This window comes from Deinococcus aquiradiocola, assembly GCF_014646915.1.
Taxonomy (GTDB): Bacteria; Deinococcota; Deinococci; order Deinococcales; family Deinococcaceae; genus Deinococcus; species Deinococcus aquiradiocola.
Window position 1 is genome coordinate 55,944 of the sequence record NZ_BMOE01000016.1, and the last position, 12,848, is coordinate 68,791.

At 74.0% G+C, this 12,848-nt stretch carries 12 protein-coding genes; 8 read left to right on the plus strand and 4 right to left on the minus strand.

What is annotated here, in order from left to right; genetic code table 11:
- The first annotated feature begins 85 nt into the window (after nt 1-85).
- The 6 genes from IEY33_RS16810 (at nt 86) to IEY33_RS16835 (ending at nt 7,270) form a co-directional block, all read left to right on the plus strand.
- Complete coding sequence (locus tag IEY33_RS16810) at nt 86-1,288, plus strand: acetyl-CoA C-acyltransferase (RefSeq protein ID WP_188964446.1); 1,203 nt, start codon at nt 86-88, stop codon at nt 1,286-1,288.
- Nucleotides 1,289-1,337: 49 nt separating this feature from the next.
- Entirely contained in the window at nt 1,338-2,306 is a 969-nt protein-coding gene (locus tag IEY33_RS16815; protein ID WP_229671104.1) for a histone deacetylase family protein, read from the plus strand.
- Between the two features lie 4 nt (nt 2,307-2,310).
- Nucleotides 2,311-4,113 carry a sensor histidine kinase gene (locus IEY33_RS16820; protein ID WP_188964447.1) on the plus strand — a complete coding sequence of 601 codons (1,803 nt, stop codon included), beginning with the start codon at nt 2,311-2,313 and terminating at the stop codon, nt 4,111-4,113.
- Nucleotides 4,110-5,003, plus strand: a complete 894-nt coding sequence (locus tag IEY33_RS16825; protein ID WP_188964448.1) for a hypothetical protein — start codon at nt 4,110-4,112, stop codon at nt 5,001-5,003. The genes IEY33_RS16820 and IEY33_RS16825 overlap by 4 nt, the downstream gene beginning before the upstream one ends.
- Nucleotides 5,000-5,650 (plus strand): response regulator, encoded by a 651-nt coding sequence (locus IEY33_RS16830; protein WP_188964449.1) that lies wholly within the window; start codon nt 5,000-5,002, stop codon nt 5,648-5,650. Before IEY33_RS16825 ends, IEY33_RS16830 begins: the two co-directional genes overlap by 4 nt.
- Before the next feature lie 186 nt (nt 5,651-5,836).
- Nucleotides 5,837-7,270, plus strand: a complete 1,434-nt coding sequence (locus IEY33_RS16835) for a DUF4403 family protein (protein ID WP_229671105.1) — start codon at nt 5,837-5,839, stop codon at nt 7,268-7,270.
- Nucleotides 7,271-7,273: 3 nt separating this feature from the next.
- Here IEY33_RS16835 and IEY33_RS16840 read toward each other — a convergent pair whose 3' ends face one another.
- From IEY33_RS16840 to IEY33_RS16855, 4 genes are all read right to left on the minus strand, one after another.
- Nucleotides 7,274-7,882 (minus strand): response regulator transcription factor, encoded by a 609-nt coding sequence (locus IEY33_RS16840; protein ID WP_188964450.1) that lies wholly within the window; start codon nt 7,880-7,882, stop codon nt 7,274-7,276.
- A gap of 22 nt (nt 7,883-7,904) precedes the next feature.
- Entirely contained in the window at nt 7,905-9,113 is a 1,209-nt protein-coding gene (locus IEY33_RS16845; protein ID WP_188964451.1) for a sensor histidine kinase, read from the minus strand.
- A gap of 110 nt (nt 9,114-9,223) precedes the next feature.
- Nucleotides 9,224-10,039, minus strand: a complete 816-nt coding sequence (locus IEY33_RS16850; RefSeq protein WP_188964452.1) for an ABC transporter permease — start codon at nt 10,037-10,039, stop codon at nt 9,224-9,226.
- Nucleotides 10,040-10,129: 90 nt separating this feature from the next.
- Nucleotides 10,130-11,104: an ABC transporter ATP-binding protein gene (locus tag IEY33_RS16855; RefSeq protein ID WP_188964453.1), complete on the minus strand. Its 975-nt coding sequence runs from the start codon at nt 11,102-11,104 to the stop codon at nt 10,130-10,132.
- A gap of 252 nt (nt 11,105-11,356) precedes the next feature.
- On the opposite strand from IEY33_RS16855, the gene IEY33_RS16860 reads away from it, so the two are divergent.
- Nucleotides 11,357-11,929, plus strand: a complete 573-nt coding sequence (locus IEY33_RS16860; RefSeq protein ID WP_188964454.1) for a single-stranded DNA-binding protein — start codon at nt 11,357-11,359, stop codon at nt 11,927-11,929.
- Between the two features lie 30 nt (nt 11,930-11,959).
- Entirely contained in the window at nt 11,960-12,724 is a 765-nt protein-coding gene (locus tag IEY33_RS16865; RefSeq protein WP_188964455.1) for a metallophosphoesterase, read from the plus strand.
- The last annotated feature ends 124 nt before the right edge of the window (nt 12,725-12,848 follow it).

A 12,848-nucleotide genomic window follows, 5' to 3' on the forward strand; every position in this document is an offset into this window, starting at 1 on the left:
CGTCCCGGCCGGACTCCGCACCACCCGGCCCGGCGCCGCCCGCGGAGGTCCGCGCCCCCGCCTGTGACCCCAAGGAGTGTGCCCCATGCCCGAAGCTGTGATCGTGTCCGCTGCCCGTACCCCCGTCGGCCGTTACGGGGGCGGCCTGAGCAGCGTCCGCCCCGACGACCTCGGGGCCGTGGCGCTCCGCGAGGCCCTCGCCCGCAGCGGCCTCGACCCGGCCGTCATCGAGGACGTGTACATGGGCTGCGCGAACCAGGCGGGCGAGGACAACCGCAACGTGTCCCGCATGAGCCTGCTGCTCGCGGGCCTGCCGTTCACCGTGCCGGGCGCGACCATCAACCGCCTGTGCGGCAGCGGCCTGGACGCCGTGAACACCGCCGTCAAGGGCATCCTGAGCGGCGAGGGGCACGCGTACCTCGCGGGCGGCGTGGAAAGCATGAGCCGCGCGCCGCTCGTGCAGGCCAAACCCGAGAAGGCCTTCCAGAACGGCAACCAGACCCTCTACGACACCACGCTCGGCTGGCGGTTCGTGAACCCCCGCATGCGCGAGATGTACGGCGTGGACGCCATGGGCGAGACGGCCGAGAACCTCGCCGAGGAGTACGGCATCTCGCGGGAAGCGCAGGACGCCTTCGCACTGCACAGTCACCGCAAGGCCGTCGCCGCGCAGCAGGGCGGGCACTTCGACGCCGAGATCGTGCCGGTGGACGTGCCGGGCCGCAAAGGGACCGTGACCGTGAACCGCGACGAGGGGCCGCGCCCCGACACCACCCCGGAAGCGCTCGCCCTGCTGAAGCCGGTGTTCCGCGGGGGCGGCAGCGTCACGGCGGGCAACAGCAGCAGCCTCAACGACGGAGCGGCCGCGCTGGCCATCGTGAGCCGCGCGTTCGCGCAGGCGCACGGCCTGACGGTCCTGGCGCGCGTCCGGTCCTTCGCGGTGGCGGGCGTCCCGCCGCGCGTGATGGGGATCGGGCCGGTCCCCGCCACCCGCAAGGCCCTGGAGCGGGCCGGGCTGAGCATGACGGACCTGCACCGCATCGAGCTGAACGAGGCGTTCGCGGCGCAGGCGCTCGCCGTGCTGCACGACCTGAACACCGCGCCGGACGACGAGCGCCTCAACCCGTCCGGCGGGGCCATCGCCATCGGGCACCCGCTCGGCGGGAGCGGCGCGCGCATCCTCACCACGCTGCTGTACGGCCTGGAACGCTCCGGCGGCACGCTCGGCCTCGCCACCATGTGCATCGGGGTGGGGCAGGGCATCGCCACCATCATCGAACGCGAGTAACGCAGAACGCAGCGTCCCGGACGCGAGTCACGCCCGGCATACTGGGAGCGTGCCGTCCGTCCAGGATCCCGAGATGCCGCGCGCGTGGAGCGTATGGCGGCAGTTGCGTGCCGCTGGCCGCGCGCCCAGACGGCAGTTCATGCCGCCTGAATTCCTGGAGACCCTGATCGCGGGCGCCGAGGCGCTCGTGCAGGTGCAGGACGCGCCGGAACTGCCGTGGGCGCTGGCGGAGGCCGTGCACGACCCCGCGTACCTGCAGCGCTGGCGGTCCGGTGACGTGACGCGCGCCGAGGAGCGCGCGATGGGGTTCGCGTGGGACGCCAGCATCGCGCGGCGCGGCCTGCTGTCGTGCGGCGCGACGCTCGCCGCGACCCGCGACGCGCTGCAGGGCGGGTGGGGCCTGAACCTGGGCGGCGGCACGCACCACGCGTACCGGGAGCACGCCGAGGGCTTCAGTTTCCTGAACGACGTGGTGATCGCGGCCAGCTGGGCGAGACGCGAGGGCCTCGCGGCGCGGGTGGCGGTGCTGGACCTGGACGTGCATCAGGGCAACGGGACGGCCAGCATGCTGGCGGGGCAGGCGTGGGCGCTGCCGGTCAGCCTGCACGGGGCGAGCAACTACCCCTTCGTGAAGGAGGAGGCGGGCGTGAACGTGCCCCTGCCGGACGGGACGGGTGACGACGCGTACCTCGCGGCGCTGGAGGACGAGGCGTTCCCGGCCGTGCGGGCGTTCGGGCCGGACCTGCTGTTCGTGCTGGCGGGTGCGGACGTGCTGGCAGGCGATCAGCTGGGGCGGCTCGCGCTGACGCCGGAAGGCGTGCGGGAACGCGACCGGCGCGCGTACGCCCTGGCGGGCGAGCTGCGCGTGCCGTGCGTGACCGTCATGGCGGGCGGCTACCACCGTGACCCGCAGCGGACCGTCGAGGTGCGGCTGAGCACCGTGCGCGAGTGGGTGGCGGCCGCCGGGGCAGCTGCACCTTTCGGAGGACGCGGCGCGCCCCCCGGCTCCGTACCCTGAACGCATGACCCGGACCTTCCTGACCTCACCGCCGCCCTCCACGTCCGGCGTGACGGGCGAACCCCGCCCGCCGCGCGGGTACTTCGGCGAGCTGTGGCACCCCGCCACGTACCGGCACCTCGCGTACCACCTGCTGAGCGTGCCGCTCGCGCTGCTGTACTTCACGGTCATCAGCGTGCTGCTGTCCTTCGGGGCGGGCCTGCTGGTGGTGGTGGTGGGCGCCGCGTTCCTGCTGCTGCTGCTGCTGGTCGCGCAGGCCTTCGCGGAGCTGGAGCGCGTGCTGGGCGAGGCGCTGCTCGACGTGACCCTGCCGCGCCCGCGCCGCCCGCTGCGGTCGTCCGGCGTGTGGGATTGGGCCGTGAAGACCGTCACGGACGCGCAGACGTACAAGACGGCGCTGTACCTGCTGCTGAAGCTGCCGTTCAGCCTCGTGGCGTTCACGCTCACGGTGACGCTGGTGCTGCCGGGCGTGGCGCTCGTGGTGGGGAGCGTCCTGCCGTCCGGCTTCTGGAGTGGCCTGGACGGCCTGCAGCTGGCGGTGGGCGGGCTGGGCGTGCGGGCGCTGCTGGGCGTGGCGGGCGTGGGCCTCACGGTGCTGGGCGTGGCCGTGCAGAACCTGCTGGGGCGCGCGTGGGCCTTCGTGACGGTGCAGCTCCTCACGGACGCGGACGGGTCGCAGTCCGCGCGGCGCGAGGCGGAAGCGCTCGGGCGGGGCGCGCAGGCCATTCCGTACACGGTGGACCCGCAGGACACGCTGCGCCTGCTGCTGGCGCGCGGCCTGGACGCCAGCGCCGCATGCCGCGCCGAGGTCGTCACGCCGGACCTGCACCTCACGCTCGGCGAGGACCGGCCCGCGCCGGACGGGACCGGCGCGGCAGGCCGCGCGCTGCTGTATCCCCTGAACGCCGGGGAGGCGTCGCTGGGCGAGCTGAGCGTGCAGTACGACGCGCAGATGCCGCCCAGCCGACCGGAGCTGAACTTCTGGGCCGCGACGGCCGCGCAGGCCGCGACGGCCCTGAACACCGCCCGCCTGCTGCGCGAGGCCCGCGATCACGGCAGCGAACTGGAACGCGCCCGCCTCGCGCGGGAACTGCACGACTCGGTCGCGCAGGCCCTGTACGGCCTGTCGCTCGGCACGCGCAGCGCCCGCGCCCTGCTCGACCAGGGACGCCCCGACGAGGCGCGGCGCAGCCTGGAGTACGCCGTGAACCTCGCGGACGGCGCGAGCGCCGAGATGAAGGCCCTGCTGTTCGCCCTGCGGCCCGACGCGCTGCAGGAGGGCGGGCTGGTGTCGGCCCTGGCGCGGCTCACCGAGATGCTGACCCTGCGCTACGGCCTGAACGCCACGCTGGACGCGCTGCACGAGCCGTCCCTGCCGGAGGAGACGCTCGGCGCGCTGTACCGCATCGCGCAGGAGGCGTCGCACAATGCCGTGAAGCACGCGCGCGGCGCGACGCGGGTCGCGGTGAGCCTCGTGCGGTCGTCCGCGCCGGGCCGCCCGGACCGCTGGACGCTCACCGTGCAGGACGACGGGCAGGGCTTCGACCCGGACGCCGTGCGGGGCGGCACGCTGGGCCTGCGCAGCATGCGGGAGCGCGCGGCGGGGCACGGCATGGCGTTCGCCCTGCACGCCGCGCCCGGTGAGGGCACCACCGTCCGCGTGACGGTCGACGAGGCCGCGCCCGCCCTCTCCCCGCTGCCGGTCGCCACCGCGCCTGCACCGGCCACCTCTGCACCTGTCACTCCTGCACCGGCCACCTCCGCTCCTGTCGCCTCCACGCCCGCCCCGACCGAGGACCCCGCATGACCACCCCCACGCCGACCGCCCGTTCCGCCTCCGCGCGCTCCCTCTCGCCCCGCACTCCCTGGCCCGCGTCCGGCGTGCTGCTGCGCGTCGGGCTGAGCCTCGCCCTGCTGGCCGTGACCGTCCCCTTCCTGCACAGCCAGCTTCCACTCCTGGACGGTCACTTCGTCGGGATCGGTGCCTGGAACGCTCCCGCCCGGACAGGCGGGCCGGTGCGCGACACGTACCGCAGCGCCGCGCCCGTCACCGCGCCCCTGAAGGTCGCCGTGACCCTCGACCTGAACGACCTGACGCTCCGCCCCGGCCCAATCGCCAGCCCCGCCACCGACGCCGACGCGCCCGCCCTGACCGCCACCCTCAGCGGCGGTCACCCCGGAGACCGCCTGCGCGTCACCCCGGAAGGGGACCGCACGCGCCTGAAGGTCGTGACCGCCCACACGCCCCTGCACCTGAATCCCGGCACCCTCGACCTGCGCGTCCATCCCGGCACGCCCCTCGACCTCGACCTGACGGGCAGCGGCCGTACCGTCCTCGACCTGAGCCGCAGCCCCCTGCTGGCCCTGCGCGTCCGGCAGGACCTCGGCAGCGCCCGCGTGACCTTTCCGGCGCGCGGCACGTACAGCGCCGACCTCCGCACGGACGCAGGCACGTCCGACCTGACCTTCCCGCCCGGCACGTACACGGCCCGCGCGACCGTACACACCGACGTGGGCAGCGTCACCGTGCACGTCCCGCGCGGCGCGAACGTCCATCTGAACGCGGGCAGCGACCCGCGCGACCTGCGCCTCCCCACCGGCTTCACGCCCGGTGGGCGGACCGGGACCGGCCCCGACCTGACGCTCGACCTGAGCACCGACGCCGGCCCCATCACCGTGCAGGAGGACGCCCGGTGACGGACGCCGCCCCCGTCCGCCTGCTGCTCGTCGACGATCACGACGTCGTCCGGCAGGGCCTGCGCATGTTCCTGAGCCTCGACCCTGAACTGCGGGTCGTGGGCGAGGCCCGCAACGGCCTGGAAGCCCTGGACCGCGCGGCGGACCTGCAGCCCGACGTGGTCGTGATGGACCTGATGATGCCCGTCATGGACGGCATCACCGCCACCCGGCACCTGCGCGCCCGCGAGCACGCCCCCGAAGTGCTGGCCCTCACGAGCGCGCTGGAGGAACACAAGGTGAACGGCGCCATCGCGGCGGGCGCGTGCGGGTACCTGCTGAAGGACGCCGGGCCGGACATGCTGATCACCGCCATCCGGCACGCGGCGCGCGGCGAGGTGTACCTGCATCCCGAAGCGGCCCGCCGCCTCATCCGCGAGTACCGTGGTCCCGACATGCGCGAGCACCTCACGCCGCGTGAGACGCTCACCCTGCAGCTCATCGCGCGCGGGTACGGGAACCGCCGCATGGCCGACGAGCTCGGCGTGAGCGAACCGACCGTGAAGACGCACGTCTCCCGGATGCTCGGGAAGCTGGGGCTGGAGTCGCGCACGCAGGCGGCCCTGTACGCGCTGCGGCACGGCCTCGCCACCCTGGACGAAGCCTGAACGGACGAATTGTGAACAGACGAAGCCTGAACCGGCAGCGGGGAGCGCGGGGCGGTGCGCATCATGCCTTCATGCAGCGTCAGGCGCGGCGGCGCAGCATGAAGGCGTGATGCGTCCCCCGTCCACCGCCCGGAGAGCCGGAACGTCGCCCGCCCTCCGCCCGTTCCCCGGAACATCGGCAGCCTGATGACCTCCAGCCTTCCCCGACCGCGCCCCTTCCGGAACCGCCGCGCGTTCCGTGCCCTCCGGGCCGAGGTGCTCGCCCTGATGACCCTGACCTCCCTCACCGCCATGCCCGCCGCCGCCCCCTTCGGCCCGGCCCCGCAGTCCAGCGTGACGCTGCCCGTCACCGTGCCCCTGGCGGGCCTGCGCGCCGCCGCGCTCGCCAGACTGCCGGACGTGCTCGCCAGCGTCGACCAGACACAGACGCTCGCGGGAGGCGTGATCGTCGTGCACCTCACGGGCGAGGTGCGCCGCAGCGGCGACCTGACCCTCGTGCCCGAAGGGGACGGCCTGCGCCTCAGCCTGCCGGTCAACGCGACCTTCCGCGCCGCACCCACCGGCCTGGGCGACTTCCTCGCGCGGGACTTCACGGGCGCGGCCGTCGTCACGGCGCACGTCACGCCCGGCATCACGGGCGACTGGAACGCCGACCTGCGCGTGCAGGCCGACTACCGCTGGACCGCGCCCCTCAGCTTCGAACTGCTGCGCGGCGTGAGCATCAACGTGCAGACGCTCGTCGACCCGCAGATCCGCGCTCGCCTCGCGGGCGCGTCGGAGGCGCTCGGCGCGGCCGCCCGCTCGCAGCTGCGCCTGCGGGAACGCGCGGGCGACCTGTGGGCGCGCCTCGCGCAGCCGTGGGCGCTGCCGGGCGTGCCGGACGGGTACGCCCTCATCCGCCCGCAGGGCCTGACCGTCACGCCCTTCACGTTCACCCCGGACGCGGCCAGCGTCACGCTCGGCGGGAGTTTCGTCGCCACGGCGGGACTCGGGCAGGCCCCCGGCCCCGTGCCGCCCGCGCCCCTCCCGCCCCTGAAGCTCGGACGACCCCAGGCGGACGGCGTGACGCTCGACGTGCCCGTCACGCTCGCGTACCCGCAGCTGTCCGCGCTCGCCACCCGCTACGCGGCCCGGCAGGAGTACAGGCTGCCCCTGCCGCTCAGCCCGCGCCTGAAGGTCGGGAGCGTCACGCTCGGCACGCCCGCGCCGGGCCGCCTGAACGCCGCCGTCGCCTTCACCGTGCGTGCCCCGCTGGGCCTGAACGTGAACGCCACCGTCGACGTGAGCGGCACCCCCACCCTCGACGGGCAGACGCTGCGCCTCACGCACGTCACGGTCCGCACGCGCCCCAGCAGCCTGAGCGGCCGCGTGCTCGGCTGGCTCGCCGACGCCCGCGTGCAGGCCCTCCTCGCGAAACAGGCGACCTTCGACCTGACGCCCGAACTGCAGTCCGCCCGCGCGGCCGTGCAGGCCCGCCTGCCGTACCGCGTGGCGAACGGCGTCACGCTCTCCGGACAGGTGGACCGCCTCGCGCTGCGCAGCGTGAGCGTCGAACCGCAGGGCGTGGTGGCCGTCACGCGCGCCGAGGGCGAACTGGACGCCCACGTCGACCTGCGTTGAACGTTACAGCCAGCCCTGCTCGCGCGCCTTGCGGGCGGCCTCCACCCGGCCGCGCACCTCCATCTTGCTGATCGCCTCGGACAGGTAGTTGCGGACCGTGCCTTCCGACAGGCCCAGCACGCCCGCGATGCTGCTCGTGCCCGCCCCGTCCTCTGCGGCGCGCAGCACCTGCCGTTCACGCTCCGTGAGGGGATTCCCGCCCGCCCACGCGCCCTCCGCCAGTTCCGGCGCGATGGCGCGCCCGCCTGCCCGGACGCGCCGGATCGCCTCGGCGAGCTGCTCGGCGGGCGCGTCCTTGAGCAGGTAGCCGCGCGCACCGACCTCCAGCGCGCGGCGCAGGTACCCGCTGCGCGCGAAGGTCGTCACGATGATGACCCGCACCGCCGACCCCTCCGCCCGCAGGCTCTCCGCGACGTCCAGGCCCGACAGGCGCGGCATCTCGATGTCGGTCACCAGCACGTCCGGCTGCAGGTCGCGGCACAGCGCGAGGGCCGCCTCGCCGTCCGTCGCCTGCCCCACCACCTGCAGGTCGTCCTCCAGCGACAGCAGTGCACTGAGGGCGCCCAGCACCAGCCCCTGGTCCTCCGCCAGCACCAGCCGCACGGGCGTCACGCGCCCACCCCGGACGTGACGCTCACGCGCTCACCGGGCCGCGCGCCTGCACCGGGGCAGGGGAGACGCGCGGCGGGAAGGCCGCGCGGACGGTCGTGCCGCGCCCACCCGTCACGCTGAACTGCCCGCCCGCCGCCCGCACCCGCTCGCGCATGCTCGTCAGACCCGTCCCCTCCGCCGTCCCGCCCCGCCCGCGCCCGTCGTCCCGTACCTCCAGCACCATCAGCCCCCCCTCCTGCGCGAGCCGCACCTGCACGGCCTGCGCGCCCGCGTGCCGCATGACGTTCGTCACGGCCTCCCGCAGCACCATCTCCATCGCGTACTCCACTTCCGGCGGCAGCGTCAGCGGCTCCGCGTCCAGGTCCAGCCGCACGCCGCCCGTCCCGAGCGCCAGTTTGCTGCGCGCCAGCTCGGCACTCAGACCGCTCCCCTGGTACCCGCGCACCGCGCTGCGCACCTCGCCCAGCGCCTCACGCGAGATGCGCTCCACCTCACGGATCTCCACTGCCGCGCGCGCCGGGTCACGCACCGCGAGCTTGCCCGCCAGTTCGCTCTTGAGCACGATCACGCTCAGCGTGTGCCCCAGCAGGTCGTGCAGGTCCCGCGCGATCCGTTCGCGTTCCGCGTCCGCCGCGAGCCGCTCCTTCTCGGCCTGCACGCGCGCCAGCCGCTGATTCGCGACCGCCTGCCGGTACGCGGCGTGATTGCCGTACGTGGCGACGCCCGTCAGCAGCAGCATCTGCAGCAGGTCCAGCCGGTCGATGTCCCCCGCGCCCAGCCAGCCGGGCGTCAGCAGGGCCGCCACGATCGGCAGCAGCGCCAGGGCCGCCACCCGCAGACTCCCCTGGAAGCCCGCCACCGCGCCCGCGTACACCAGGAACGTCGCGCTGTCGTAGCCGACGACCGGCAGGCCCAGCAGGTACATCCCGGTGCCCGCCACGTACCCCACCGTCAGCAGTGCCCGGTGGTACCGCCAGTCGGCGCGCAGGTACACGGCCGCGAACACCGCCATGAACGTCAGCAGCGCCAGCCCGTACAGCAGCGTCAGCGCGGGCGGATGCGTGCCCTGCAGGTAGGCGCGCACCGGAAAGTACACGTACGCCAGCCACACCAGCGGAAAAGTCCGCCAGAACCAGCGCCGCCCACCGCCCGGCCGTTCGTCCTGCGGCGGGTGGACCTGTCCGGGACGTACGGGGGACGCGCTGGGCGAAACGGTGCGGTTCGGGGCCATCTCACGCTCCTGTGACGGGAATACCGCCATGATAGGTCATCCGGATTCCAGGCAAGGAGGAGCGTTTCATGGGCAGGCGGGAACCGCGTCCCGGCCCGCCCGGTCCCGCGTCACGCGCGGCGGGCCTCGTCGCGGCGGTACGCCCACACGCACACCGCCAGGAACAGCAGCGCGTACCCGGCCAGCACCAGCGCGTGCGTCCACAGCGGCGCACTGTCCCGCGCGCCCAGCGCCGTCCACCCGAGCTGCCCGTAATGGTAGCCGGGCAGGTACGGCGCGAGCGTCCGGATGAACTGCGGCGCGACGTCCAGCGGGTAGAAGATGCCGGACGCGAACATCAGCGGCAGCGTCACGAGGTTCGCGGTGGGTGCGGCCCCGGTCGGCCCGAGCGCCAGGCCCAGGCTCAGGCCCAGCAGCGCGAACGGCACCATGCCCAGCAGCAGCCGCAGCAGCACGCCCGCGAACTGCGCCGCGCCGAGCGTCACGCCGCCCGCCACCCGCGCGAACAGCGCGAGCAGCAGCACGCTCACCAGGCCCAGCAGCACGCTCGCCGCGACGCGCGCCGCGAGGTACGCGCCGGGTGAGGCGGGCGTCACGCGCAGCTGCCGCATCCAGCCGTTCGCGCGTTCCGTGGCGGTCGCCACCCCGAATGCGAAGATCGCGGTGCTCACCAGCGAGTACGCCGCGTACGACACCAGCAGGTATGGTCCGGCCGCCACGCCGCCCAGCCGCCCGTCCAGGTTCGGGAGGGCGAACAGGGCGAACAGCATGATCGGCAGCAGCAGGCTCGGCACGAGGAAGGACCGGTTGCGCAGCAGTTTGCGCAGCTCGGCGCGCAGCAGCGCCGTGAACATCGTCAGCGGGCGTGCCTGCGCGGCAGGGGAGGCGAGGGGGGCGGGGCGGGCGGGACCGGTCAGCTGCGTCATGGTGAACTCCTGGGGGTGGGTGTGGTCGGACGGTTCTTCTGTGCGCGTTCCGTTCGGGGCGGTCAGGGCTGCGCAGTCAGGGTTGTGCGCTCAGGGCTGGGCGGTCAGGTTCAGGAACGCTTCCTCCAGCGTCGCGCGGCGCACCTCCAGGTCGTGCAGTTCCTCACCCTGCGCGAACAGCGCGGCCAGCAGCGTCTCCGGGGCGCGCGTGCGGACGGTCGCGCGCCACCACCCGCCGTCCTGCCGCGCGGCGCTCGCCTCCAGCACGCCCGGCATGGCCTGCAGGGCCGCCGCGTCCAGCCGCGTCAGGAACGTCAGGGTGGCGCCCTTCACGCCCGCCCGGATGGCGGCGGGCGTGCCGTCCGCACGGACGCGGCCCTGCTGCAGCAGCACCACGCGGTCCGCGACGCGTTCGGCCTCGTCGAGGTAGTGCGTGGTCAGGACGACGGTGCAGCCGCCCGCCCGCATGGCGTTCACGCCGTCCCAGAAGATCTGGCGGCTCTGCACGTCCATCGCGACGGTCGGTTCGTCCAGGAACAGCACCTCGGGCCGCCCGATCACGCTCAGCCCGAACCCCAGCCGCCGCGCCTGCCCGCCCGACAGGCTGCCCGCCCGCTGCCGCGCCTGCCCCTGCAGGTCGCACAGGGCCAGCACGTCCGGCACCGTCATGGGGTCCGGGTACAGCGCCGCGTACAGCTGCAGCAGTTCCGTCACGGTCAGCCCGGCAGGCAATGACAGGTCCTGCGGGAGCGCGCCGAGCCGCGTGCGGGCCTGCGGTCTGCGCGGGTCTTCGCCCAGCACGCGCACCGTGCCGTGCGTGGGCGACTCCAGCCCCAGCATCAGGCCGATCAAGGTGGTCTTCCCGGCCCCGTTCGGTCCGAGCAGCGCCGTGAGTTCCCCGCGCTGCAGGTCCAGCGTCACGCCCGCGTCCGCCGCGCCGAGCGCCCACAGCGGTCCGTACGCCTTGGCGGCACCCGACACCGTCACGGCCGGAGCGGCACTCGGGACGGATGACGTGCGGACGGTCGGCTCCGGGACGGGCGCGGCGTGCAGTGAGGCGTTCATGCCGTCATTGTCGGCCGCGCCCGTCCGTCCCCCCAGTGCCGCGCGTCAGGTGTGCGGCATGACAGCTGTCACCCGGCCACGCGGCACGGCACGCACCATGCCCGGAGCACCATGAAGGGACGCCCCCCACCGCCTGACGCTCCTGCACGCGTGCAGCCCGCACAAATGTTCTAAACTCTGCCCATGTCGGAAGTCGTGCCCCCCCGTCCAGAACGGTCAGACCTTCAGTCCCGCCAGCAGGCGGCGGAGGCCATGCGGGCCAGCCTGACCGACTGGGCCACCCTGCGCGTCGAGGGCGACCGCGCGCTCGTGCTGCCCGCCCCGGACCTCGACACCCTCAGCGCGGGCCTCGACCAGGCGCTGCAGGGCGCGTGGGGCCTGAGGTACGCGGTCGAGCAGGTGCAGCCGCCCGTCGTGCGCGCCTCCCTGCAGCTCGGCGCGTGGACCCGCGACGGGCTCGGCGAGGGCCACACCCTCCACGACGCCCGCCGCCTCGCGCTCGCCGACGCCATGCGCGCCCACGGCGTGCCCGCCACACCCGAAGGCCAGTGGGTCGAGTACGACCCCGAGGAAGGCCCCAACACGCACGAACTGGAACCCGAGCCCGCCCCCGCCCCGCACCCCGAGGCGGCGCCCCTGCCGCCCGCCCCGCCCCGCGACCCGCAGCTCGAACGCGCCCGCACGCACATCGACGACCTGCTCGAAACGCTCCGCGCCGCCGGGATGGGCGCGCAGGCCGCCCGTGTCCTCAGCAGGCGCGGGTACGGCAACACCGTCGAGGAGAGCCGCGAAGTCTACAAAGAACTCAAGGCGCTGAAAGGCTGACCGTGCGCCCCCCCCTGCCAGGACCCCACCATGCGCTCTAAGTTCATCGTGATCGGCGACGTTCACGCGGACTTCGACACGCTGTGGTCCGCCCTGCGTTCCGCCAGCTGCATGGACGCCGAGGGCCGCCCCACCATGCCCGTCCGCAGCGGCCTGTACCAGGTGGTCCTGATCGGAGACCTCGTCCACCCCAAGAACGAACGCGAGTACGCCCGGCTGATCGGGCAGGACACCTTCGACCCCAAGGACCCCGACGACCTCTTCATGGCGGCCCGCGCGCAGGTCAAGGCCCTCGAGAAACTCCACGCGTACCAGCAGGCCGCGCCGCACGCCGTGCACATCATCCTCGGGAACCACGACGACGCCGTCCTCACCAGCGAGTACCTGCTCGGCACCGCCAGCGGCCTCGTGCACGTCGAGTTCGACCCGGCACGCGGCGGCGTGCTGCTCCCCGACCACCTCCGCCAGTGGTTCCAGACCTTCCTGCGCGAACTGCGCGTCGGGCAGGTGCAGTTCGCGCACGTCGGCCCGCTCCCCGCCATGACCAGCTACGACGATCTCTTCTACGCCGACAGCACCCACAAGCGCTGGTGGCACGACTCGCCCGAATACGTGCAGATGGCGGGCCTGGAGTTCGGCGTGTACGGCCACACCCAGATGCAGGACGGCATCATGGTCAACCACACCGCCGGGTTCGCGATGGTGGACGCCCTGCACGCCCGCGAGTACCTCGAAGTGATCCTCGACACCGACCAGCAGCCCGGCCCGCTCAGCAGCCGCCCCGTGCTTTTCTGAAACGCTGGCCCCCGAAGCGGCGCGCGGTCGTGGGGTCATGGTAATGAGGCGTTGTAGCGGTGGATGAAGAGCCACACGAGCATCTCCAGATGGGCCTGCTTGCGGCTGAACGACAGGCTTTTCC

What these genes read in the sequence shown, in the direction of transcription:
- IEY33_RS16860 (WP_188964454.1), top strand. Translation starts at nt 11,357, where the DNA reads ATGCGGGCCAGCCTGACCGACTGGGCCACCCTGCGCGTCGAGGGCGAC.
- IEY33_RS16850 (WP_188964452.1), bottom strand. Translation starts at nt 10,039, where the DNA reads ATGACGCAGCTGACCGGTCCCGCCCGCCCCGCCCCCCTCGCCTCCCCT.
- IEY33_RS16825 (WP_188964448.1), top strand. Translation starts at nt 4,110, where the DNA reads ATGACCACCCCCACGCCGACCGCCCGTTCCGCCTCCGCGCGCTCCCTC.
- IEY33_RS16845 (WP_188964451.1), bottom strand. Translation starts at nt 9,113, where the DNA reads ATGGCCCCGAACCGCACCGTTTCGCCCAGCGCGTCCCCCGTACGTCCC.
- IEY33_RS16835 (WP_229671105.1), top strand. Translation starts at nt 5,837, where the DNA reads ATGACCTCCAGCCTTCCCCGACCGCGCCCCTTCCGGAACCGCCGCGCG.
- IEY33_RS16865 (WP_188964455.1), top strand. Translation starts at nt 11,960, where the DNA reads ATGCGCTCTAAGTTCATCGTGATCGGCGACGTTCACGCGGACTTCGAC.
- IEY33_RS16820 (WP_188964447.1), top strand. Translation starts at nt 2,311, where the DNA reads ATGACCCGGACCTTCCTGACCTCACCGCCGCCCTCCACGTCCGGCGTG.
- IEY33_RS16810 (WP_188964446.1), top strand. Translation starts at nt 86, where the DNA reads ATGCCCGAAGCTGTGATCGTGTCCGCTGCCCGTACCCCCGTCGGCCGT.
- IEY33_RS16855 (WP_188964453.1), bottom strand. Translation starts at nt 11,104, where the DNA reads ATGAACGCCTCACTGCACGCCGCGCCCGTCCCGGAGCCGACCGTCCGC.